We start from the raw sequence: 22,877 nt of genomic DNA, 5'->3' as shown, positions 1-22,877 counted from the left end.
AGATCGAAAAGGTGTATTTGCAAAAAGTAATTTAGCTTAAGCCTATTTTTTGTGGATTGAAGTTGCAAGTCAGGAGAAAGGAAATAAGCAATGAATGAAGTGGCTTTAAATCAATTGGCCTCTCAAGCAACGGAGGCTAAAATAAGGCAGAGGCCTAGAAATAAGCTCAAATTGGAAATAGTTATACCTGACAGAGTTGTGTTTTCCAAAGAAATCGATGAGGCATCGGTTACTTTAGCTAATGGTCATATAATAGCTCTTTCTTATAATGCATATATTGGAGAAAAAGAAATTTTAGCACTTAGGATTAAACTGGGTGAAAGATGGGTAATTATATCAGTCTTTGGCGGTTTTATGATAGCCCGCTCAAAAAAGGTAAAAGTATTGGCGTGTTCTGCAGAAATTAAGGCAACTGTATTAAACGATCGGTCATCCGTAAAAGTTTAGGGGATACACAGCTTGTTATACAATTTACATAGGTAAGGCATTCGAGCCGTTATCAATATGATACTAAGCTAGAGTCCGTCCATTTGACTTTTTTGAAATTTGTGCAATCTCAAAAAATTTAAGATGGATACGCCTGAGTGCAAAGTAGTATTCTGCACAACTAAAGAAGGTAAGAATCAAGAACTAGAGCTTATGCCTATGCTAAAGAATATGTACTCTGTAGATGAGAATTTTTGAAATTTTTTTCTTGAGAAGCTATTGCCAAGGCTGTTATTCTGTAAGCGTCAATTAAACCGTCACCTGTACAACAATTTTTCCGTGAGAAATATCTCCATGATATCTAAATTAGAGCTTTTTAGATTATTTTAGCATTCTAAAATACTCCAAAGGAGTCCAATTCATGAATGTACAGGTAGTAACACATGAAGTCCGGATGTAAAAAAATGGATCAGCACTGTAGAAACTTGTCGCAGCAGCGGCAAGACAATTAAGGCACGCTATCTGCTGGATTGACGGTTAGATATCAGCAACAATCGAGCTGAGCGCAGCATAAAGCCATTTGTTATTGATCGCAAAAATTCCTTTTTGTCAATACTCCCCGAGGCGCTAACGCAAGCGGCAATTGTTTTCAGCATCATCGAAACTGCTAAAGAAAATAGCTTAAATCCACATGCCTATTTGACTTACATTTTTTTTCTTTTGATGTTTACTTATCAAGTAACAGTTGTCAAGGTAATGCATTTTTGACGCTTACGTTATTTTAATATAACAGCTTTTATAAAATTGGACCCATAATAATGGGGCGACTGTTCGGTGCGAAATCACTTAAACAAAAGTTCGATTCCCTTCGCCCGCTCCAGTGAAACACTCGGTATTACTTTTCAAGTTAATACTGGTTTCTTTTGTGCAATACTATCGGACTTAATAGAGAGAAACAAAATAGACTAAATCACTACTAGCTTTAGAGCCTAATAAGTAAACTCATAAGGAGAAAAATCAAAAGTCGGAGGAGGATATTGCAGCCGTCCTTGGCAGGTCGATCCATGCTTTTGTAAATTATAGTAAAAATCTGAGACCTTGAAGAAGTTACATGACTTCTCTTAAGTTGCTGACATAAAAACCTTCCTTTATAGCGAGAATTGCTATAAAGGAAGGTTTTACATCATCACATATTTGTCCGAAACTTCCATGGTGACTTTGGTCTATTTTGTGATTCATTATTTAATACTCATAATTATACTTTTGGATTTGTGTATCTAAAAATGGATTTCTAGAAGACATACCAAAGCATCTTCAAGAAAAATGCTGTAGCATATTCTTTGACTTAAAGCAGAGGATTTCTGCCGGTAAATCCCATATATTCCGAAGTTTTGAAATCTCTTAGCGTAAGTTTGCGTTACAACTGCTCGATATCTACAAAATATTTATCTGGAACTATTTGCTCAAGATTGCTGTCATTTCGGTGTACGATGGCAGTATATATCGCTTTATGTGAATTTATGAAGTATTCTGGGTTGACTTTTAACACCTGAGAATTCGTTTCAAAACGTTTGGCTGCTGTAAGCGTACGTACTAGAGAATTGATGGTTTCCATTAAAGGATTGTGCGTTGATTCTGCTATTACTTTATGAAATTCGTCATCTGCTTTAACTACAGTTTTTAGGTCTGGTTGATGTACAGTTGCGCAGAAGACCAGGTGGTCGTAAGCCGCAGTTATTTCTTTTAAATCATCTACAGTATATTTATTTATGCATAGCTTAATAATGGCAATTTCTATATACTTTCGGAACTCCTTTAGAATTTCGTAAGAGTCGCCTTGGTTTAGAATAATTCCATACAATAGCGGGTTAATCATTGACTGGGATAAGCCATTACGAATGAAGGTGCCTTCCGCTCTTCTAATTTCTACTATTCCAAATGCTTCTAGAATCTTTATTCCCTCACGTATCGAGTTTCTTGCTACTCCGAAGCTTTCTGCCAATTCAACTTCAGTGGGAATTTTATCACCTGGCTTTAACTGGCCAGAAATCAGCGCCTTTGTGAGCTGGTCTATCACCCTTTGAGAGATAGAGGAGCTACTAATAGGCTGGATATAATCGTCAATATGTTTCAATCACTATAACTCCCTTCAAATTTATGATCCAATAGATCATATAGCGGAAAAAAATATTTTAAAAATGAAGCAAAATTACACAATTTTACTATACCATATTTTATGTCTAATTTCCAATAACTATGGTAGTAATTAGATTTTTTCATTCTCAAGGCCCGAGACGAAATCATGGTTATACGGCTAGAAAAGATGACTAGCTTCTTGAGCTATTTTAAAGTTCTAAAAGGCATGTAAGCGTTAAATGTCTTCAAAAATTCATACGTTATATATCTGAAAGTTTGGATTAGTATTGATTTACTTTTTTCAATGAATATTCAAAATAATACTTGACATATCATGATCGAAATGTTTAAATGTAAATGTTGAACATTGAACATTCAACATTTAGCAATAAACAATGCATTAAACTGCATAGTGTTGATCATGGCTGATCAGTTGCGATTCATTGTCAATGCAAGTGGGAAAAGATTCTATGGTATCTAAGTTAAAACCCGATAACACTGATCGTTCATCCGAAGAAGTGCGCTTTGACAATATGTATACGCATTCTCTGGGGTGATTGTGATACAAGGAGATGGAACCTTGCCTCCAATACATATAATGCTAAAACCAGCTTCGGGAAACTGTAATTTACGCTGTACATACTGTTTTTATAGTGATGTTAAAAATCATCGAACTATAGAAAACTATGGCATGATGTCATTGAATACATTGAAAAATATTGTACGCAAAGTACTAACGCATGCAACGGGAGAATGCACGATTGCATTTCAGGGAGGAGAACCTACTCTTGTTGGGCTGGATTTTTACCGTACACTTGTGATATTGCAAAAAAAGCATAATGTAAAAAACTTAGTAGTTCGTAATGCGATTCAAACAAATGGTATTTGTCTAGATGATGAGTGGTGCTCTTTTTTTTCTGAGAATAACTTTCTGGTCGGACTTTCTATTGATGGCATAAAGGAACTAAATGATAAATGCCGCATAGATACTCAGGGGAATGGGACCTATAACCGTTTGATCAAAGTTGGTTCCATGATGAATAAGCATAAAACCGATTTCAATATACTTACAGTTATTTCAGCTCAAGTTGCGCGAAAAATCCATAAAGTCTATAACCAGTACAAGAAAAATGGATGGATGTACTTACAATTTATCCCCTGTCTGGATCCGTTAGATGAGCAGCGCGGTATGCATCGATATTCCCTTACTCCAAGCCTATATACATATTTCCTTAAAACATTATTCGATTTATGGTATGAAGATATGGTTAATGGGAAATACATCTACATTCGGTATTTTGAAAACCTTGTGGGAATGGTAATGAATATGCCGCCAGAAAGTTGTGGAATGTCCGGAGTATGTTCGCGTCAGTATATAGCCGAAGCAGACGGAAGCATTTTTCCATGTGATTTTTATGTTATGGATGGGTATAAGATAGGCAATTTAAATACTGATAGCTTTAATGACTTGGAGAGAAACCGCGCAACAATCGATTTTATAGGTCAATCAGTAAAATTACCTAGTGAATGCACTGTCTGCGATTGGCTTCACCTTTGCCGCGGAGGTTGTCGGAGGGACCGGGAAATACAGGGGGTAGTAGGGATTAATTACTATTGTTCATCATACAAGGAATTCTTTCAATATGCCTACAAGCGATTACAAATACTTGCACAAAAAGCTAGTAGAAATAATTAATAAAAAGGCTGATTATATGCTATTGGGAGGAGTTTTATAGTGGAGGCAAGTGCAATAGGGAAAAATACTTACTTATTATTAGAAATATTTTTTACTTTTTTCAAACTTGGTAGCATCAGTTTCGGTGGAGGGTACGCAATGGTACCGCTTATAGAGCATGAAACTGTGGAGAAGAAAAAATGGGTTGATCATAAACAAATAGTTGATATTTTTGCAGTAGCCGAATCGTTGCCCGGAGCTATAGGATTAAATGCTTCTGCTTTGGTGGGGCATACTGTTGCAGGAGTGCCGGGCACACTTTCCGCAATTTTTGGTAACTTAACGCCTAGTGTAATCATTGTATTACTGCTAACTATTCTCTTTGCTGAGTTCAACACATATCCTTGGGTGCAAGCCGTTTTTAGTGGCATCAGACCTGCAGTAATAGCACTTATCTTTTATGCGGCATATAAGATTGGAAAGGTATCGATTCTTAATCGAGTATGTATCATTATTGCTTTACTCGCTTTTTCTGGAATGATGTTTTTTCACGCTCATCCTATCCTAATTATCGTGCTGGGAGCTTTCGCGGGTATAATAGCCACTAATTACAAAAAAAATTAACGGAATGTTTGGAAATAATATTATTAAGGATTATGAAAATTGATGCAAAGAAGGAAAATAAATGGACGTATTAATTGGACTTTTTATAATTTTCGTTAAATTAAGCCTCTTTTCGTTTGGCGGGGGATTTGTTATGGTTCCTATTGCAATGGCAGAGTTGGAGGCTAATCAATGGGCAACTGCAGCAGAGTTAACAGACGCCGTGGCAATCGCTACCATGTCGCCTGGTCCTGTTGGGGTGAATCTTGCTGTAGCACTGGGGTTTAAAGTTGCAGGATTTGCTGGTGCATTTGCCGCATTTTTAGGAATTTCGCTGCCAACAACTATGTTAGTGATACTCGTTGCGGCTTTTTTCTTTAAAATATATAAACATCATTTAGTTACTGCGGCTTTTCATGGGTTAAGGCCTGTAATCACGGGAATTATTCTCTATGCGGCTATAAGTCTGGCATTAAAAAATGGCATTATTTTACCTGCCTCAGATAAGTTAATCCTTAATGGTTACAATATTTTCATAAAAGATATTCCAATTTTTGAATTAAAAAGTCTAGCTATATCTCTTTCAATATTTCTTCTGCTACTAAGGACAGCAATTACTCCAATATTTCTTATAATACTTTCTGGATTTATTGGTATCGTGATTTTTTAATATTTTTGGTTTTAATGATTTCAATACAGTAGTAGCTTGCAAAATAGAGCAACATAGTATTGAATCTTTAATTTATAACAAAAAGGAGTGAAACGCTTTGTAAAATTATTCTTATGCATACGTCATCTTAATTAATTATTATTGAGAGGTGGATTGTTACAGGAGCAAAGACAGCAGAGAGACTTAATTATTTTAACGATGACAAGACGGATAATGCTACGAGTTATAATCAGTAAACATTTACGATTTGGTATATAGTTGAGAGATTTCATAATACAAACGAGTATCTACGGTACAATTACAGGGTGTCTTTATTTTGCGAATTCTAAATCTTGTGATTAGTGTTATAATTAATCTTTGAATCAAATTATGAAAAAGCCTCAGCTTCATTATTTGAAGAGACACAACCAAAAAGTTAAGGAAAGGGACAGTGGGTTTTCCAATGACCCACAAGGTGAGAGTTGTGAATTATAATACAAGTTTAACAAAAACAGATGTAACGGTGACAAAGAAGACTAATGTTCGTTGGATTATCGTAGCCATATTGTTTTTTATTACTGTAATTAATTACGCCGACCGTGCCACTATGTCAATAGCCGGTCCGGTAATGGCCAAAGCGTTGAATTTTGATTCCGTCGCAATGGGATATCTGTTTTCTGCTTTTAGTTGGGCTTATGTTGCTTGTCAAATACCAGGAGGATGGCTGTTAGATCGTTTTGGTTCAAAAAAGGTGTATGTTGCTAGTATTTTTTTCTGGTCATTATTTACTATGTTGCAAGGGTTTATAGGTTTTTTTGTTGGGGGGGTAGCGGTTGTTATTCTGTTTAGTTTTAGATTTTTAGTGGGAATGTCTGAGGCACCTTCATTTCCAGCAAACAGCAGGATTGTGGCAGCTTGGTTTCCAGCTAGCGAGCGAGGAACGGCTTCGGCAATCTTTAACTCAGCACAGTATGCTGCTACAGTGTTCTTTGCTCCGTTAATGGGCTGGCTTGTACAGAATTATGGATGGGAATATGTATTTTGGTGCATGGGGTCACTCGGAATTCTCTATGTTTTTATATGGCAAAAATTTATCTATAATCCCAATGAACATCCTATGATTAATGAAGCTGAATTTCAGTATATTTCCCAAGGCGGAGCCTTGGTGAATATGGATCAAGGTAACAAAAAAGAAGAAACAACAGACAGATCGAAATTGGATTATGTCAAAGATTTGTTGAAAAATCGTATGATGCTTGGTATTTACATTGCGCAATATTGTATCAACGCGATTACTTACTTTTTCCTTACATGGTTTCCTGTTTACCTTGTGCAGGCAAAAGGGATGACCATTCTCAAGGCTGGTTTCGTTGCAGCAATACCTGCTATATGTGGTTTTATCGGTGGAGTTTTGGGGGGCGTGATATCTGACTACTTGCTAAAAAAGGGCTATTCTCTTACTTTCTCCAGGAAAGCACCTATTATTATTGGCTTGTTACTATCCATGACCATGGTTTTTTGTAACTATGTTGATGTGGAATGGGTTGTAGTCTCTCTTATGGCATTGTCCTTTTTTGGTAAGGGTCTTGGTGCACTCGGTTGGGTAGTTAATTCTGATACTGCACCAAAACAAATTGTCGGTCTTAGCGGCGGCATATTAAATACCTCCGGTAGTCTCGCTGGCATCACTACACCAATTGTAATTGGCTATATTATTGGGACAACCGGCTCCTTTAATGGTGGACTAGTATATGTTGTGATGCATGCGTTTGTCGCGATTTTGAGTTATTTGTTTATTGTGGGTGAGATAAAACGGGTTGAACTTGAATGAGTAGTTTTATTATATTGCTAGTGACAAGATATCAAATTAACTCACACCAAGGGATACATCAAAGACATAAGGTAACAAAGCAGAGCAAGGAGGTCTTATTTTGAGTTGTAAACGTAGTCGAAGTCAATATCTAAGGAAAGTTAACTATCAGGGGGACGGACTTAGAGAAGGGATGCAATGGGATGACGAGGATTTGGGAAAGCTCCAGATTCTAATTGATACTGTTCATGGCGATAGTCACCCTGGCAGTAGTCATTTAGGCGGACTTGCTAATGAGGCCAAAATAGGGGTCTACGAGTCACAGGGAAAACCGGCGATTTATGCAGTGACCGATATTTGCGATGGAATAGCTATGGCGCATGACGGTATGAATTACTCTCTGGCAAGCCGCGAGATTATGTCTTATATGTTTGAGATACATGCTTTGGCGTCACCTTTTGATGGCAGTGTATTTATGGCATCGTGTGATAAGTCAGTTCCTGCGCAATTAATGACAATGCTCCGTCTTGATATGCCAACTTTACATGTTTGTGGTGGTTCGATGCTAAGCGGTCCAAATTATATGTCCTCCGAGATTTTATACGGAGCTGGAGATAAATATGCCAAAGGCAACTTGAGCGAGCAAGAGCTGATGTACTATTCGAGAAACTGCTGTCCTAGTGCAGGCGCATGTCAATTCATCGGCACCGCAAGTACGATGCAGTGCATGTCAGAAGCGTTAGGATTAGCTTTACCGGGAAATGCGTTATCCGCAGCATATACAACGCACCTAACACGATTTGCCCGTAGAGCAGGTAGACAAATTATCGATAACGTGAAAAACGGTTTGGTACCTCGTAAATTCATAAATAAGAAGAACTTTATGAATGCCTTGATGGTACATTCCGCCTTGGGTGGGTCGACTAACGCGTTGCTTCATCTACCGGCTATTGCTTATGAGGTGGGAATATTAATTGATCAGCAGGAATTTGATGCTATTAACCGTGAGGTACCTGTCCTTGTTAGCTTGAAAACTGGAGGACAATGGCCGACTGATCTGTTTTGGTTCGCTGGTGGAGTACCCGCTATTATGCGTGAACTTAAGGATGTGCTATACCTGGACGCAATGACTGTTACTGGTAAAACGGTTGGGGAAAACCTTGAGCAGCTAGAAGCGACTAGCTGGTTTAATGAGGTAAATAGCTATTTAACTAATTATAAGATTACAGCAGAGGACATTGTTAAAACCCGTAAAAATCCAGTAAAGCCCCAGGGTAATATCAAAATCTTAAAAGGTAATCTTGCACCGGAAGGCGCCGTAATCAAATTATCTGGTGTAGATGAAGCTATTCATAATTTCACCGGGACAGCACGTGTATTTGACTCCGAGGAAGAAGCTGTAGCGGCACTTTTAGATGGTAAAATCGGTCCTAAAACTGCAATGTTTATAAGATTTGAGGGCCCAAAGGCATCAGGGATGCCTGAAATGTTACGTACTACGGAAGCCCTTTGGAATATGCCTGAACTTTCTAGCAGTGTGGCCCTTTTCACAGATGGACGGTTTTCTGGAGCAACCCGCGGGCCGGCTGTAGGCCATATTGCTCCAGAGGGAGTAGAAGGAGGCCCGATTGCCTATCTAGAAGATGAAGATATCATTAAAATGGATATCGCTGCGCGCACCTTGAATATTGTCGGCTTAAAAGGTAAACCGGCTACACCGGAGGAAGTTGAGGCTGCATTAGCTGAACGTAAAAAGACCAAAGTCTTTCCCGAGAAGGAAACAACTCCTCTGGTCCGATTATATAGAAACCTGGCTCGTAAATGTACCGAAGGAGCAGGTTTTGATATTTAGTCTGTAATTATAATATACATAAATATTTAGAAAAGAGAGGCTGATTATTATGACTAAAAAAACAATCAACGATTTTGCACAAATGGTGGAAAAAGGTGAGAAAATTGTATATCTGACAGCATACGATTATCTCACTGCAAAAATGCAGGAAAAGGCCGGAGTAGATATGATTCTAGTTGGGGACTCATTAGGCATGGTAAGCCTAGGTTACGACACTACCTTCCCTGTAACTATGGATGACATGGTACGCCACTGTCAAGCAGTAAGGCGCGGCGCTCCTAACACTTTCATTGTCGGAGATATGCCATATATGTCATACCAAAAATCAAATGAAGAAGCGGTAGCCAATGCCGGGCGTCTGGTAAAAGAGGCGCTAGTTGACTGCATTAAGCTAGAAGGCGGCGGAGAAATGATTGCCAGCCGAGTAAAAGCTATCCAGCAAGCTGGTATCCTAGTTATGGGCCACATCGGTTTAACCCCGCAATTCATGGGACAAATCGGCGGCTATAAAGCCCAGGGCCGCAGCGCTGCTGCCGCTATGAAGATTGTAGATCAAGCCAAGGTAATTGAAGAAGCAGGTGCGTTCAGCATCCTTGTGGAAGGCGTGCCACAAGTAGTAGGTAAAGCAATCACCGAGAGAGCCGGTATCACGATTCTTGGTATTGGGGCCGGATCATATACTCACGGCCAGCTGTTAATCTATGCTGATATGGTAGGCATGTATGATAATTTTACTCCGAAGTTTGTTAAAAAATATGCCAATGTCGGTGAGGTCCTGACAAATGCATTTAGAGAGTATACCGAAGAAGTAAGACAGGGGCAATTCCCGAATAATGATGAACATACCTATAAGATGAGTGACGCAGAAGTTAAAGAGTTTTTGGTTGCGATTAACAAATAGTAGTGCAGTATGGCAGGTTGATGCAAGATGTTCAATATAAAGCGAATTTCTGCAGCATCCTGGGGCATGTCGCACTTGTGTCATATTGGATAGGACGGATCAGGCAAAGTCCTAACTCATTAGTTTCATTAAGTTAGGCCATCATGGTCAATATTCGCTACCAATGCGGACTCCAAGGTTCACTATTATGCTTTACACATTACTCGAGAGGAACCCTATATATAATTAAATGGGGGTTGGATATGAAAATGAAAGATCAAAAGCGACCTAATATTGTATTCATTCTAAGCGATGATCAAGGTGCTTGGGCGGCGCGCTATGCAGGCAACAAACATATAATTACGCCAAATCTTGACCAGTTGGCAAATAGCGGTATGACATTTAGCAATTCGTTTTGTGCTTCCCCGGTTTGTTCTCCGGCAAGAGCTACTATTTTAACGGGTAAAATGCCTTCTCAGCACGGTGTGCAGGATTGGATCAGAAAGGGACATTATGGCGAGGAAGCGATTGATTATCTGCGCGGGCAACTTACCTTTCCAGAACTTCTTTCTAAAGTCGGTTATGAATGTGCAATTTCTGGAAAGTGGCATCTCGGGGACGTGCACGCTGTCAAAAATAGATTTCCGGACCATACTTATGTACATTTAAAGGGAGCAGGGCATTATTATAATGCCCCGATGGTTAAAAATGGGGAATTGATTGAGGAACCGGGTTATGTGACGGACTGCATTACGGATGATGCAATAGGATATCTGAATGATGTAGCACAACGAGGTGCACCATTTTATTTAAGCGTCCATTATACAGCGCCACATAATCCATGGATTGACGGGGAACATCCTGAGGAAATTGTAAAACTATATGAGGATTGCTCTTTTGATGATATTCCTCAGGGGTTCATAAGGGAGGATGCGATCTATCGCTATGATGAACAAGATGCGCGGGAATGCTTGAAAGGTTACTATGCGGCTATTACGGCAATGGACCAAAATATAGGAAGAATCATCGCTGAATTAGATAAACTGGGGTTACGCGAAAATACGCTTGTGATTTTTACATCAGATAATGGTTTTAATTGTGGGCATCATGGCGTTTGGGGTAAAGGAAATGCGACAAAGTCCCTGAATATGTTTGACACCTCTATAAAGGTGCCACTAATTATAAACCAACCGGGCTTTATCAAACCATCAAATGCTGAGGCGATGGTAAGCCAATATGATTATTTCCACATGATTCTGGAATATCTGGGCATAGCAAATCCGTATAAAAATGGTTTGCTTCCTGGGAAAAGTTTCCTGCCGCTGCTTAAGGGTGAAAAGATGCAGGAGCACGAGAGTTTGGTAGTCTATGACGAATATGGTCCAGTGCGTATGATTAGAACAAAAGAGTGGAAATATGTGCACCGCTATGAAACTGGTATGCATGAATTATACTGTTTGACTGAGGATCCAAATGAAGAGAGTAACCTTTTCGACCTTCCGGAGATGGAGGCAAAAGTAACAGAACTGCGCAGTCAATTATGCAATTGGTTCAGACATTATACGGATGAGAAATTCGATGGTTCTGTACAGACCGTGAGAGGAAATGGACAGATTAACGCACTCAACTTGCTTAAAGAGGGAGAAATTGCATTTGATCTAAATAGGCAAGCAACAACAGACCCTAAAGGCGATCCGTCAATTAAGGCTGGGTCTATTGTTATTGCCCCGCAAGCAGATCGGTAAGGTGGCTAGTGTAAAAAAAATATACTTTGCTCACAGTTGGCTAAGGTGAAGGAAGAGCTAATATTTGAAAAGCGATAAGATGAGTGACTCAGAAGTTAAAGTTTTTTGATTGCGCTTGAAAAGTAGTAGTTGTTTGGATTGACACAGAAGGGGTATAACTTCCACAGTAGCAGTAGTGTTTTTTTACATGTGAGTGCATGAAGAGGATTGAATCTTTTTCACATGCTAAGTTCCTCAGCGAATGCCAAAGAGTTTAAAGCTGGTTGGATGATTTTCAGTTGGTCATACAGGCATTATGTTTGTATGACCAACATCTTTAAACATCGATATGCAGTATTTGACTAATCTGTGACAAATATTTTACAACTCCAAGATCATGCTAAATGAGTATTTCATAGTGGCCACGGATTAATAAATACTTATTTGGAGGAAAGTAATTTGAAAAAACGATTAATCGCAATTATGTTATGTGTAAGTTGTATTCCTTTAATTATAGCAACTGCTATTTACTATCACATATTTGAATTAAAACTAAGTAATGATTATCATGAAGCTAGTTTACAAAACGCTGAAATGATACAAAAGGATGTTCGTTATTTTATTAATAGGAATATGGACGCATTAAGGCTTTTAGCTAAAAACCAAACCATTATTAGTATGGATCGATTGGCAATGAAATCAATTCTGGTGAGCGTAGGAAAAGATTACCCGGATATGCTTTTTGGAGTAATTGATATGCATGGTCAGCAAATTTCACGTAGTGATAATTTGGCTTTAACTGATGTGGCTGACCGTCCTTTCTTTAAAAAAGCGGCAAGTGGCCAAGAAAATATTTCAGAAGTATTAATTGGCCGGGCGACAAATCAGCCGATAATTGCCCCTGCGGTCCCAATTAAAGATGAATCAGGTAATGTTCATGGGGTTATTCAGGGAGCACTGGCCCTTAATATACTTAATGATTTTGTAAAACAACGCTCAATAAATGGAAGTACAGTATTCATTGTTGACCAAAGTGGTAGGATTATTGCCCATCCTGATACTAACCTAACACCTGAAGAGAAGGATTTAAGTAAATTAGAGTACATCCAGAATGGGCTCCGAGGTCAAAATGGAACAATCAAAACTAATAACCGTGAGGGAGAGAATGTCGTAATTTATTATGTTTTTGACAAGGAGCGTCAATGGCTAACATGTATCGAAACACCCAACGATATTTTAGTTGCACAGTCTCGGAAAATTATGCCTCAAATGCTTCTATTACTTGTGGTGACAATATTATTAGTGGGTACAGTAGGCTGGTTTATCGCCGGTAAGATTATAAATCCATTGTCTATTCTGGTTATAAAGTTCAAAGAAATAGCCGGAGGTAATTTGGCTGTAAAAGAGATAGAAGTGAACTCCCGCGATGAAATTGGTGAACTGAGTGCTGCATTTAATACGATGTTGGACTATCTTAGAAAAATTGTTTTACAAGTTGACAGTGCTGCAGCACAGGTTGCTTCTTCCAGTCAGCAACTTACAGCAAGTACACAAGAGTCGGCATTAGTAACAGAACGGGTAGTTGATATTATAAGCGACCTTGCGCGAGGGTTAGACAGCCAGATAAGTTCTATAAACGACGCATCCAAGGTAGTTAATAGAATAAGCTCTGCTATTCAACAAGTAGCAACAAACACTGATATTGTTGCTACAAGCTCGAATAAGACGGGAAACGCCGCTGCAATTGGTGAAAAAGCGATTAGTGCCGCTATTAATCAGATGACTAATATCGAGAAAGTTGTTACAAATTCAGCGGCGACTGTTGGTAAGTTGGGTGAAAGCTCGAAAGAAATTGGACAGATTATCGATGCCATTTCTAATATTGCTGGTCAAACCAACCTTCTTGCTTTAAATGCAGCAATAGAGGCAGCAAGAGCAGGTGAGCAGGGACGGGGGTTTGCCGTAGTTGCTGAAGAAGTTAGAAAACTAGCCGAACAATCTCAGGATGCTGCTAAAAAGATTGAAATGCTAGTGGGGGAAATCCAAGGTGAGACAGCAAAAGCTGTAACTGCTATGGCAGACGGCGTTCAAGCAGTTAACGTTGGTACTGAAGTAGTGTCTAAGGCTGGTAGTGCTTTCAATGAAATATCTGTTCTAATTCAAGAAGTTTCACAACACGTTAGTGATACGTCAGCCGTTGTTAATCAAACCTCAAAATACAGCCAGCAAATTGTAGGCTCAATTAAAAAAATTGAAGAAGTCTGTTTAGAAATTGCGGAACAATCGAAAATGGTTTCTACTTCGACGGAAGAAGAGTCTGCCTCAATGCAAGAGATAGCTGCATCTAGTCAAGCATTAGCTGAGATGTCTATGCATTTAACTCAAGTTATTAGTGTGTTCAAATTTTAGTGAAGCTCCGCTCTTTCGTCAAATGTTTCATTAATAATTTAATAATAAATGTTAGGAGTAATTCTGTATGTAAGAAGTCTTATATGTGCCTCTATCTTCTTTTTGATCTTTAGGTACTTGATATTATCGATTTAGTATGTTGGGTCGTAAAAAGAATATATTTCGTATAATACTACCATTTCTATTACCGATTACTTAGATAATTTTCGTCTCCCATCCTTTGTTCTTAGAAGGTAACTTTATGATTGAGATTCCACAAGCTCCACTAAGCTTTTCGGATCATCAATACTTTAATAAAGACAGTCGAGAACTTGGATGGTAAGATTCAGTTGACAGGTCAAGCTATCACTCTCCTTTGATGTCGTTATCTGAAACGTCAATCTTATTTTTATATTTATAGAAGCTGATATAGGAAGTACAGATGACTATATGTCCGATAATTAATAGTTCTTAAATAGAAAAATCCTGGATTCTTGTGGTGTCGTGAGGTTTTATATGTCTTACTTAACAATTATATATTTTATGTAATACTTTGTTTTGTGAAAAGGATATATTTTGTTTTAATATGCAGGATAAAGTAAAATGGATAGAGAAAAAATAGCCATAAATTACTTTAAAAGTAATTTATGGCTATTTTTTCATAACTATTGTTTATTAGACTAGGAGGACTTTCTTTAGCCAAGAGAAAGTTATGGGTTTCACTCATAAGAGGTTATTAATGGGGACAAGCTGGGTAATCGGCGGTTCATAAGAGCAGACATGTATTCGGTGCTTATCGCGGATGAGCTCGATCCTTCCTAACAGTCGGCCTTCCCAGGCAAAGTCCTGAATGATTTCATAAACTAGTTTGTTGATTTCTTCCCGTGACAAGGACATGTCTGCTCTTACCGGGATACCGGAAACGGTTATCTCTTGTGCAAGCTGAGCCACTTTGATGCTCCTTTCTAAGTTTGTAACTGAGACTTCAGGGACTATGTGTGCATACAAAGGGCGGGCATTGCCCTCTCTCTGTTTTTATGATCTAACTCATTATAGCAATTCAATATGGCATGAATGTGTCAAACTTTCCCTAAAAACTCTTAGCAGCTAGATTCGCCTTATTTGTGCCATAATCTTGTGTTATCTTTAAATAGAAATATGTCTATTTTGAAAATGGGAAAGGATGTTACCGGTGATAAAAATTCTGATTGCCGATGATGAGAAAGATATACGGGATATCGTTACCTGGTATCTTAGCCGCGAAGGGTTTGAAGTTTTCGCAGCAGCCGACGGCCACGCGGCCATGGATATAGAGACCTCCCATTTGCCTGATTTACTAATTTTGGATGTAATGATGCCCGGCTTATCCGGCTGGGAAATTGCCAAGACAGTGCAGAGGAATGTTCCCATTATTTTTCTAACCGCATTAAGCGAAGAAAACGACAAAATCAATGGTTTTAAACTAGGAGCGGATGATTATATTTCTAAACCTTTTAGTCCGCGGGAATTAGTTGCCAGAGTGCACGCTATTTTACGCCGCAATGGAAAATTGGCATTGTCAGGTGATGTTTTGCAGTTTCCGCCCTTATTACTAGAACCAGGAACACAGAAAGTTATTGTTAATGAGAAAGTGATTGAACTATCTACCAAAGAATTTGACTTCTTATATTTCTTGGTTCGTCACCCTCATACTATTTTTACCAGAGAGAATCTAATGGTTAATTTATGGGGCTATGACTTTGAAGGGGATGAACGCGTTGTTGATTCTACGATAAAAAGAATACGCAAAAAAATTGGCGTAGCCGGTGATTTTATAAAAACGGTGCGTGGAACCGGTTACAAGTTTGAGGTGGACAAACCATGATAGCTCGTTCTTTGCTCTTTCGTCAGCTATTCAGCCATATAGCAATTATCATATTTATGGCACTAACCTTATCAGGTTCCGTTATCTACTACATATATCAAGGTAATAGCGGGAACTTAGCTATTAGGGTTAAAAATATTGCTACCTCTTTTTCCGAGGATTTGAAAACTGGTCATATACCTGAGCGGGAGTGGGAGTTAGCAAACCAGGCTGCTGGATTAGTATTGTGGCTGGAAGATAACGATGAACAGATTATCCAAGGAAGCCCGCCCGCTTATTTGAATGAGAAATCTTATATAATCAATAATTCAATGGACTATTCCAAGCAGTTCCTTTTTTCAGCAGAAAAGTTCAATGCTGTCATTATTTCGGTGCCTGTGATAATAGGGGATAAGCCTGGACACTTACTAGCCTATTCCAAGGTTACCGCTGACATCTTAGCGGTAATAATCCGTTCTTATGCTCTTCCCTTTATTGTCGGACTTGTGATCGCCTTTTTATTAGCACTGCTGTTATCACAAAAATTAACCAGATCGATTGCCGATATTGCAGCTGCCGCAAAACGATTCTCCGCAGGAGATTATACAAGCCGCACCCGTTACACAGATAAAGATGAAATTGGAACTCTTGGCAAAACATTTAATGCCATGGCCGACGCTATTCTTCATATCCAGCAAACTAGACGGGATTTTTTTTCTAATATTTCCCACGAATTAAAAACACCGTTAAGTTGTATAAAAGCCACAGCAGAGGCACTCATTGACGGTATTGCGGTGAATGATCAAGAACGAACCCAGTACTTAGAGAGAATATTAGCGGAAACAGACCGGATGTCCAGGTTAGTCCATGACATTACCGATACTGAACAGTTGGAGTCCGGAAAAATGTTTATCAAACAGGAACGGCTTGATTTAGCAGCACTACTGCTAAATCAAGCCGATAAGATAGAACTACTGTTAAAGGAAAAAAATCTTTCTCTACTGCTGCGACTTGAGACTGAAAAGCGCTATGTTCTGGGTGATACTGATCGACTTGAGCAGGTTTTGGACAACTTGCTGAGTAATGCGATACGGCACGCCCCATCAGGTTCCCGTATTGGATTGCTATTGACCGAAGAAAATAAATGGCTTCAGGTTTCTGTATCCGATCAAGGCGAAGGGATTGCCAGCGAAGATTTACCGCTGATATGGGAACGATTTTATCGCGTGGACAAATCCCGTGACCGCTCTCGCGGCGGCAGTGGTCTAGGCTTGTCCATAAGCCGAGGTTTAGTGGAAGCTATGGGAGGAACGATCTCGGTAGAGAGTAAAATAGGGAAAGGCACTACTTTTAAAATTTGCATACCCTGGCCAAAGTAGAGACTTATATTAATAAAAGATGCAAGCTGCTAAGTTGGCTTGCATCTTTTTTTTATGTGCAAAACGATAGTAGCGATTAATGGGGACAGGCTAATTGTTGTAGAGCGTCGTCACAGGAACGGGCGGAAAGGTGTATGCAGGAGCACCAAGGCTATCAAACTGTAAATAGCAACCCATAAGCTTATTGGGAGAACTTGACACATTCATGCCATATTGACTTGCTATAATTAACGAAACCATGATAATGGAAAATTTGAGCTTCCCTTGTAAGTAGTAAGTTTGGTTTTGGTTTGAGAAAGATATCTGGCGGAGGGATGGAAAAAATGTGATGAGTATCGCCTGAAAGACAATAAGCACTACTAATTATAGGTATAACCGATGGTGAAAAGATTCCTGCAGACAACGGATTAGTAAATTGAAGGAGGCAAAATTATGAATAGCTTAGCAAAGAAAGTTATTATTTATTCAATGATAGGTAGCATGCAGATCGGTTTTGGCGCATCTGTAATCGAAGCATCACCAATAGATCATGATCAACGCGATGGACAACGGTATGAAGCCCGGGATCGTGATAGGGATCATAACCGCGACCGGGAACGCGAACGTCAGCGTCAGCATGATGAGCAATTGCGTAAAGAAAATGAACGCCACGAACGGGAAATGCGGCGGCGTCATCATGAAAGCGAAAGAGAATGGCATGAGCGGCAACGGCGTGAAAAGGAACGTCATGACCGCGAAGTGCGTGCGATTGGGGCGTTACTGATTGGTATTGCAATCGCCTCGGCGGGGCATTAGCATAAAACAAGTTTATTAAAAAGATGATTATCTGATCACCTTTTATGGGAGGGTTAGGAGAGCGGCTTCATTGTTATCGGTTAGACTAGGGGAGACGGGCTGAAATGATCCCTCTTCCTTTTTTGTTTGGGGATGATACCAAGGATTGATCTGGGACGCGGGTTTATCTTAACTGTCGCCTTAGGATGGTAGGTAAGCTAAAACAGGTACGTCAAAATTGAGTTTAAGGGCAGGAGGAGTAGCAATTGATGATTAAGTCTTCCTCAAAAATGATTGTTGGCATTATCATACTGATCGGCTTAGCGGGATGGGCATTTATGCGGTTTGAAGCGGGTGGCAAAACTGCCTCTGGCCCCAATATGAAGGGCGGAGCGGTAGAGGTCAAGGCGATGCGGGTTGTACAGCAGGATATACCCATCAACTATGAGTTCGTCGGTAAAGTGACAGCCAAGGATGAGGTCAAGATCCTGTCCAAAGTATCAGGCAATATTGTGGCCAAAATGGTCCAGGGCGGTGATGCTGTTTACAAAGGGCAGCCTTTATTTAAGATCGACAATAAACAGTATCTGTCGTCAATCAATTCCGCCCGGGCGACATTAACCAAATCGCAGGCAACACTACGAAACACCCAACGAGATGTAGAGCGATACAGAAAATTGGCGGCGAGTGGGGCGGTTGCCCAGGAAAAGCTGGATTCTTATGAGTCCCAGGCTGAGGAGGAAGCGGCAACTGTGGAAGAGAACCGGGCCAATTTGCAGCAGGCGATGGAGAATGAACAAGATACCCTGATCGTCTCACCGGTGGATGGCCGGATTGATGTTAATGATGTCAGCATTGGACAATTCGTGGCGGCCGGTACGACGACAATAGCCACCGTGTCTTCCGTCGATCCCGTCTGGGTGCAATTTAGTATGAGTGAAACCGAATATATTAAATTCGCCCGCATGGGGGATGGGACGTTGCCGGGTACATTCAAAGAGAATCTGAAACTCGTCCTTGGCGATGGCTCGGAGTATACCCTTACTGGAGGGGTTGAACAGATAGACAAAGGGGTCGGTGATACCACTGGTACCATAACTTTAAAGGCTCTTTTCGGTAATCCCCAGAAGTTTCTGGTCCCTGGCATGTTCGCCAAAATAGTAGTCCCGGGTGAATTTCGTAAGGACGCGATCCTGATTCCGCAACGGGCTGTAAAAGAACTACTGGATGAAACTTTCGTTACCATCGTAACTGCGGACAACAGGGCGGAAACCCGCAAAGTCAAAGTAGCCGAAAAGGTAGGCAATATGTGGGTGGTAGCCGAAGGGCTTACGGCAGGCGACTGCGTCGTTGTTGAAGGCATTGATAAGGTGAAAAAAGATACAGCACTGCAGGTTACTATGCTAACACCGGAAGATTTGCAGATTCCGGCTAAGAATTAGGGGGATTATCTATGGCCAACTTCTTTATTAATCGCCCCGTATTTGCGATCGTACTGTCAATTATCATTACCATAATCGGCGGCATCGCCGCCTTTAGTCTGCCGGTGGCCCAGTATCCCCAGATTTCCCCGCCAACGGTATCGGTGAGTGCCAATTACTGGGGAGCAAACGCGGATGTCGTCAATCAGACGGTAGCCCAGGTGATCGAACAGCAGGTCAACGGTGCGGCAGGAATGGTTTCCATGTCTTCCACAAGTTCGGATGCCGGTACTTATTCGCTCAATGTCCAGTTTGAATCCGGGAAAGACGCTGATAATGCCGCTGTTCAGACGCAAAACCGGGTAGCGGAGGCGACCGCCGGCTTGCCCGGATCTGTTCAGGCTAGCGGTGTCACGACCCGGAAGTCCTCCATGGATATGTCATTGGTTTTCAGCCTTTGGGCGGACAACGGTACGTACAGTCCGAATTTTTTAAAGAACTATGGCAGTATCTATTTGGTGGACGATATCAAACGGGTCAAAGGAGTCGGCGAAGTATCGGAGTTTGGCTCGGACTACAGTATGAGGGTATGGCTGCAGCCGGAAAAAATGGCCCGGCTCGGGATTTCAGCAAGCGATGTAATCTCGGCGATTGAAAAACAAAATGTGCAAGCGCCGGCCGGCGCTCTCGGCAAGATGCCTGTCGCCGCCGAGCAGGAATTCCAGTACACAGCCAGGGTCAAAGGCCGTCTTACAGACGTAAAGGATTTTGAAGACATTATCATCACGGCCAAATCAGACGGCTCTTCCATTCTGTTAAAAGATGTGGCCAGGCTGGAATTCGGTAGTAGAAGTTATACCTATGAAAGTTTGGCCAACGGCCATCCTGCCGCCATGCTATCTGTAAAATTGACCAGTGACGCCAATGCCTTGGAGACGATAAGTAACGTCAAAAAGGTTATCGAAGAGGCGTCAAAAAGCTTTCCGGAAGGTATGCATTATCAAATTGTCGTCGACACGACCAAATTTGTCCGCGAGTCGATGACTGAGGTGGTGAAAACCTTTGCCGAGGCTTTGCTGCTGGTAGTGATTGTCGTGTTTATATTCTTACAGAGCTGGCGGGCTACGCTAATTCCCGTAATGGCCATACCGATATCACTGATCGGTACGTTTGGGGCCTTTGTCGTCCTGGGCTTTACCATCAATACCTTGACGTTGTTCGCCATGGTACTGGCTATAGGCCTGGTTGTCGATGACGCGATTGTTGTTATTGAGGCAGTTGAACACCATATGCGGTACTCAGGGCTTACGCCGCAGGAAGCGACGCGGCGGGCGATGAGCGAAGTTTCGGGACCGGTTGTGGCTATTGCTTTTGTTTTGGCTGCCGTATTTATTCCGGTTGCCTTCTTTGGTGGCATGATGGGGGTGCTGTATAAGCAATTCGCCCTGACAATCGCCGTCTCCATGGCTTTGTCGGCGGTGGTGGCTCTGTCCTTGACGCCGGCGCTATGCACACTAATCCTGAAACCGCATAATCCTAATACGCATAACGGGGCTCTCGGCCGTTTTTTTGCCTCGTTCAACGCCTGGTTCGAACACCAAACCGAAGGATATGGCAGCCAGTTAAAAAGAATTATCGGCAGATCCCGTTTGTGCCTGACGCTGCTGGCTGTTGTCGTGATTTTGCTGGGCGGATTGTATTATCGCCTGCCTTCTTCTTTTGTGCCTCAGGAAGATCAGGGCTATTATATGGCTACGATTTCCCTGCCTGACGCGGCCAGTCTGAATCGTACCAGCAAGACAATACAGAACTTTTCAGAAACGTTAAAAACCCAACCAGGGATTGCTGATGTTTTGGCAATAACAGGAATGGATTTTGTGGGGGGCGGCGCCAAGTCAAATGCAGGATCGATATTTATCAGTCTGACCCCTTGGTCGGAACGTAACCGGACGGACCTGCAGATCAATGCGAGAGTAGGGCAGACGTTTGCTCTTGGCTCAAAGATGCCGGAAGGAACGCTTGTGGCCTTCAACCCTCCGGCACTGCCTGGATTGGGTATGGTAGGCGGATTTACCATGATGCTGCAGAACCGCGGCGGCGACTCTCTGGAGAAGATGGATGACATCTCGCAAAAGTTCATTGCCGCGGCCCAAAAGCGTCCGGAAATCGGGTCAATTACCTCTAATTTCAAGTCGAACACTCCAGGCTATGAATTTGAAGTCGATCGGCAAAAGGCCGAAAAAATGGGCGTGTCGGCCAATGATGTGTTTACGGCTTTACAAGTGTTTCTCGGTGGTACAGAGGTCAATGATTTTAATAAATTTGGCCGCAACTACAAGGTAGTTGTTCAGGCGGAAACGCCATTTCGCAGTGATGTCGACGCGATGAGACATCTATATGTAAAAAACTCCAATAACACTATGGTGCCTCTGAATACGCTGATAAAGCCCAAAAAAATAAGCGCTCCTTCCACCATTACCCGGTTTAATGGCCTCCAGGCCGTCCAATTGAGTGGCAGCCCGGCGTCAGGCTACAGCTCAGGCCAGGCCATAGCAGCGCTGGAGGAAGTGGCAGCGCAAGTACTGCCCAGTGGCTACGGTTATGAATGGTCCGGCCAAAGCCGGGAGGAGAAGGAATCAGGTAACCGAGCGCCGCTTATTTTTGGGTTGGCCATCTTGTTTGTATTTTTGTGTCTGGCCGCATTATATGAAAGCTGGAGCGTGCCGTTCGCGGTATTGCTTAGCGTTCCGCTGGGACTGTTTGGTGCTTTTCTGTTTCAGTATGTGCGTAATCTGGAGAACAGCGTCTATATGCAAATCGGTCTGGTCATGTTAATCGGCCTGGCGGCGAAAAACGCCATCCTTATTGTTGAGTTCGCCAAAGTCAGGGTGGACAAAGGCATGGAACCGGTCCAGGCGGCCATTGAAGCGGCCAAGATTCGTTTGCGGCCGATTATCATGACCTCCCTGGCATTTATTATCGGCTGCGTGCCGCTGATGCTGGCCAGCGGCGCCGGGGCAGGTGCCCGGAATGCAATGGGAACAGCGGTTGTAGGCGGCATGTTGATAGCAACTGCCATGGGAATATTTCTGGTACCCGTTTTCTTTGTGGTCGTTGAAAAGGTAACAGAGAAGTTTACCATGTTGCGCAATAAGGGAACTCACCGAACCGATCCGATTTCAAACGCATAACAAAATAATTTGACAAAGATGGACCATCTCATATCCAGCCAATATATGGATATTGCTTTCTGTAATTGGGAACAAATATATGATGAAAATTGCTTTCAATAAGATTAAAAAGAAAGGTGGTATGTT

Annotated in this window: 16 protein-coding genes and 1 pseudogene; 15 read left to right on the top strand and 2 right to left on the bottom strand. The window is 41.3% G+C overall.

Annotated elements, in window-relative coordinates; translation table 11 throughout:
* Positions 1–90: 90 nt before the first annotated feature.
* Both SATMO3_RS17670 and SATMO3_RS17665 read left to right on the top strand, forming a co-directional pair.
* Positions 91–447: a hypothetical protein gene (locus tag SATMO3_RS17670; protein WP_371371061.1), complete on the top strand. Its 357-nt coding sequence runs from the start codon at positions 91–93 to the stop codon at positions 445–447.
* A 513-nt stretch (positions 448–960) separates the two neighbouring features.
* Positions 961–1,140: pseudogene (locus tag SATMO3_RS17665) on the top strand (transposase); the annotation flags it as partial.
* A 703-nt stretch (positions 1,141–1,843) separates the two neighbouring features.
* Here SATMO3_RS17665 and SATMO3_RS17660 read toward each other — a convergent pair.
* Positions 1,844–2,560, bottom strand: a complete 717-nt coding sequence (locus tag SATMO3_RS17660) for a FadR/GntR family transcriptional regulator (RefSeq protein ID WP_371371060.1) — start codon at positions 2,558–2,560, stop codon at positions 1,844–1,846.
* A gap of 561 nt (positions 2,561–3,121) precedes the next feature.
* Here SATMO3_RS17660 and SATMO3_RS17655 point away from each other — a divergent pair.
* The 8 genes from SATMO3_RS17655 (at position 3,122) to SATMO3_RS17620 (ending at position 14,164) form a co-directional block, all read left to right on the top strand.
* Positions 3,122–4,258 (top strand): anaerobic sulfatase maturase, encoded by a 1,137-nt coding sequence (locus tag SATMO3_RS17655; protein WP_371371059.1) that lies wholly within the window; start codon positions 3,122–3,124, stop codon positions 4,256–4,258.
* A 39-nt stretch (positions 4,259–4,297) separates the two neighbouring features.
* Positions 4,298–4,861 (top strand): chromate transporter, encoded by a 564-nt coding sequence (locus SATMO3_RS17650; protein WP_371371058.1) that lies wholly within the window; start codon positions 4,298–4,300, stop codon positions 4,859–4,861.
* A gap of 61 nt (positions 4,862–4,922) precedes the next feature.
* The gene (locus SATMO3_RS17645) at positions 4,923–5,510 is read left to right on the top strand and encodes a chromate transporter (RefSeq protein ID WP_371371057.1); all 588 of its coding nucleotides are present in this window, start codon (positions 4,923–4,925) and stop codon (positions 5,508–5,510) included.
* Between the two features lie 463 nt (positions 5,511–5,973).
* On the top strand, positions 5,974–7,320 hold the full coding sequence (locus SATMO3_RS17640) for an MFS transporter (protein ID WP_371371056.1): 1,347 nt from the start codon (positions 5,974–5,976) through the stop codon (positions 7,318–7,320).
* Between the two features lie 100 nt (positions 7,321–7,420).
* A complete protein-coding gene (ilvD, locus tag SATMO3_RS17635) occupies positions 7,421–9,151 on the top strand; it encodes a dihydroxy-acid dehydratase (protein ID WP_371371055.1) in 1,731 nt (576 codons plus the stop codon).
* Positions 9,152–9,200: 49 nt separating this feature from the next.
* Positions 9,201–10,052 (top strand): 3-methyl-2-oxobutanoate hydroxymethyltransferase, encoded by an 852-nt coding sequence (gene panB, locus SATMO3_RS17630; protein WP_371371054.1) that lies wholly within the window; start codon positions 9,201–9,203, stop codon positions 10,050–10,052.
* Between the two features lie 242 nt (positions 10,053–10,294).
* Complete coding sequence (locus SATMO3_RS17625) at positions 10,295–11,776, top strand: sulfatase-like hydrolase/transferase (RefSeq protein ID WP_371371053.1); 1,482 nt, start codon at positions 10,295–10,297, stop codon at positions 11,774–11,776.
* A 438-nt stretch (positions 11,777–12,214) separates the two neighbouring features.
* The gene (locus tag SATMO3_RS17620; protein ID WP_371371052.1) at positions 12,215–14,164 is read left to right on the top strand and encodes a methyl-accepting chemotaxis protein; all 1,950 of its coding nucleotides are present in this window, start codon (positions 12,215–12,217) and stop codon (positions 14,162–14,164) included.
* Between the two features lie 702 nt (positions 14,165–14,866).
* On the opposite strand, the gene SATMO3_RS17615 is transcribed toward SATMO3_RS17620, so the two are convergent.
* The gene (locus SATMO3_RS17615) at positions 14,867–15,094 is read right to left on the bottom strand and encodes a hypothetical protein (RefSeq protein WP_371371051.1); all 228 of its coding nucleotides are present in this window, start codon (positions 15,092–15,094) and stop codon (positions 14,867–14,869) included.
* A 241-nt stretch (positions 15,095–15,335) separates the two neighbouring features.
* Between SATMO3_RS17615 and SATMO3_RS17610 the strand changes: the two genes are divergently transcribed.
* From SATMO3_RS17610 to SATMO3_RS17590, 5 genes are all read left to right on the top strand, one after another.
* Positions 15,336–16,007, top strand: a complete 672-nt coding sequence (locus SATMO3_RS17610; RefSeq protein ID WP_371371050.1) for a response regulator transcription factor — start codon at positions 15,336–15,338, stop codon at positions 16,005–16,007.
* Positions 16,004–17,365: a sensor histidine kinase gene (locus tag SATMO3_RS17605; protein ID WP_371371049.1), complete on the top strand. Its 1,362-nt coding sequence runs from the start codon at positions 16,004–16,006 to the stop codon at positions 17,363–17,365. The genes SATMO3_RS17610 and SATMO3_RS17605 overlap by 4 nt, the downstream gene beginning before the upstream one ends.
* 432 nt (positions 17,366–17,797) lie before the next feature.
* Positions 17,798–18,160 (top strand): hypothetical protein, encoded by a 363-nt coding sequence (locus SATMO3_RS17600; protein WP_371371048.1) that lies wholly within the window; start codon positions 17,798–17,800, stop codon positions 18,158–18,160.
* 245 nt (positions 18,161–18,405) lie between these two features.
* Entirely contained in the window at positions 18,406–19,581 is a 1,176-nt protein-coding gene (locus SATMO3_RS17595) for an efflux RND transporter periplasmic adaptor subunit (protein ID WP_371371047.1), read from the top strand.
* 11 nt (positions 19,582–19,592) lie between these two features.
* Positions 19,593–22,751: an efflux RND transporter permease subunit gene (locus SATMO3_RS17590; RefSeq protein ID WP_371371046.1), complete on the top strand. Its 3,159-nt coding sequence runs from the start codon at positions 19,593–19,595 to the stop codon at positions 22,749–22,751.
* Positions 22,752–22,877 lie beyond the last annotated feature (126 nt).

Source organism: Sporomusa aerivorans (genome assembly GCF_041428895.1).
In the GTDB taxonomy this organism is placed as follows: domain Bacteria; phylum Bacillota; class Negativicutes; order Sporomusales; family Sporomusaceae; genus Sporomusa; species Sporomusa aerivorans.
Note: the sequence above shows the minus strand (reverse complement) of the source record. Positions and strands in the feature narration are given on the sequence as shown.

Excerpts from the sequence above, each read along its gene's own strand:
- SATMO3_RS17625 (WP_371371053.1), top strand. The coding sequence starts at position 10,295 with ATGAAAATGAAAGATCAAAAGCGACCTAATATTGTATTCATTCTAAGC.
- panB (WP_371371054.1), top strand. The coding sequence starts at position 9,201 with ATGACTAAAAAAACAATCAACGATTTTGCACAAATGGTGGAAAAAGGT.
- SATMO3_RS17670 (WP_371371061.1), top strand. The coding sequence starts at position 91 with ATGAATGAAGTGGCTTTAAATCAATTGGCCTCTCAAGCAACGGAGGCT.
- SATMO3_RS17605 (WP_371371049.1), top strand. The coding sequence starts at position 16,004 with ATGATAGCTCGTTCTTTGCTCTTTCGTCAGCTATTCAGCCATATAGCA.
- SATMO3_RS17590 (WP_371371046.1), top strand. The coding sequence starts at position 19,593 with ATGGCCAACTTCTTTATTAATCGCCCCGTATTTGCGATCGTACTGTCA.
- SATMO3_RS17645 (WP_371371057.1), top strand. The coding sequence starts at position 4,923 with ATGGACGTATTAATTGGACTTTTTATAATTTTCGTTAAATTAAGCCTC.
- SATMO3_RS17600 (WP_371371048.1), top strand. The coding sequence starts at position 17,798 with ATGAATAGCTTAGCAAAGAAAGTTATTATTTATTCAATGATAGGTAGC.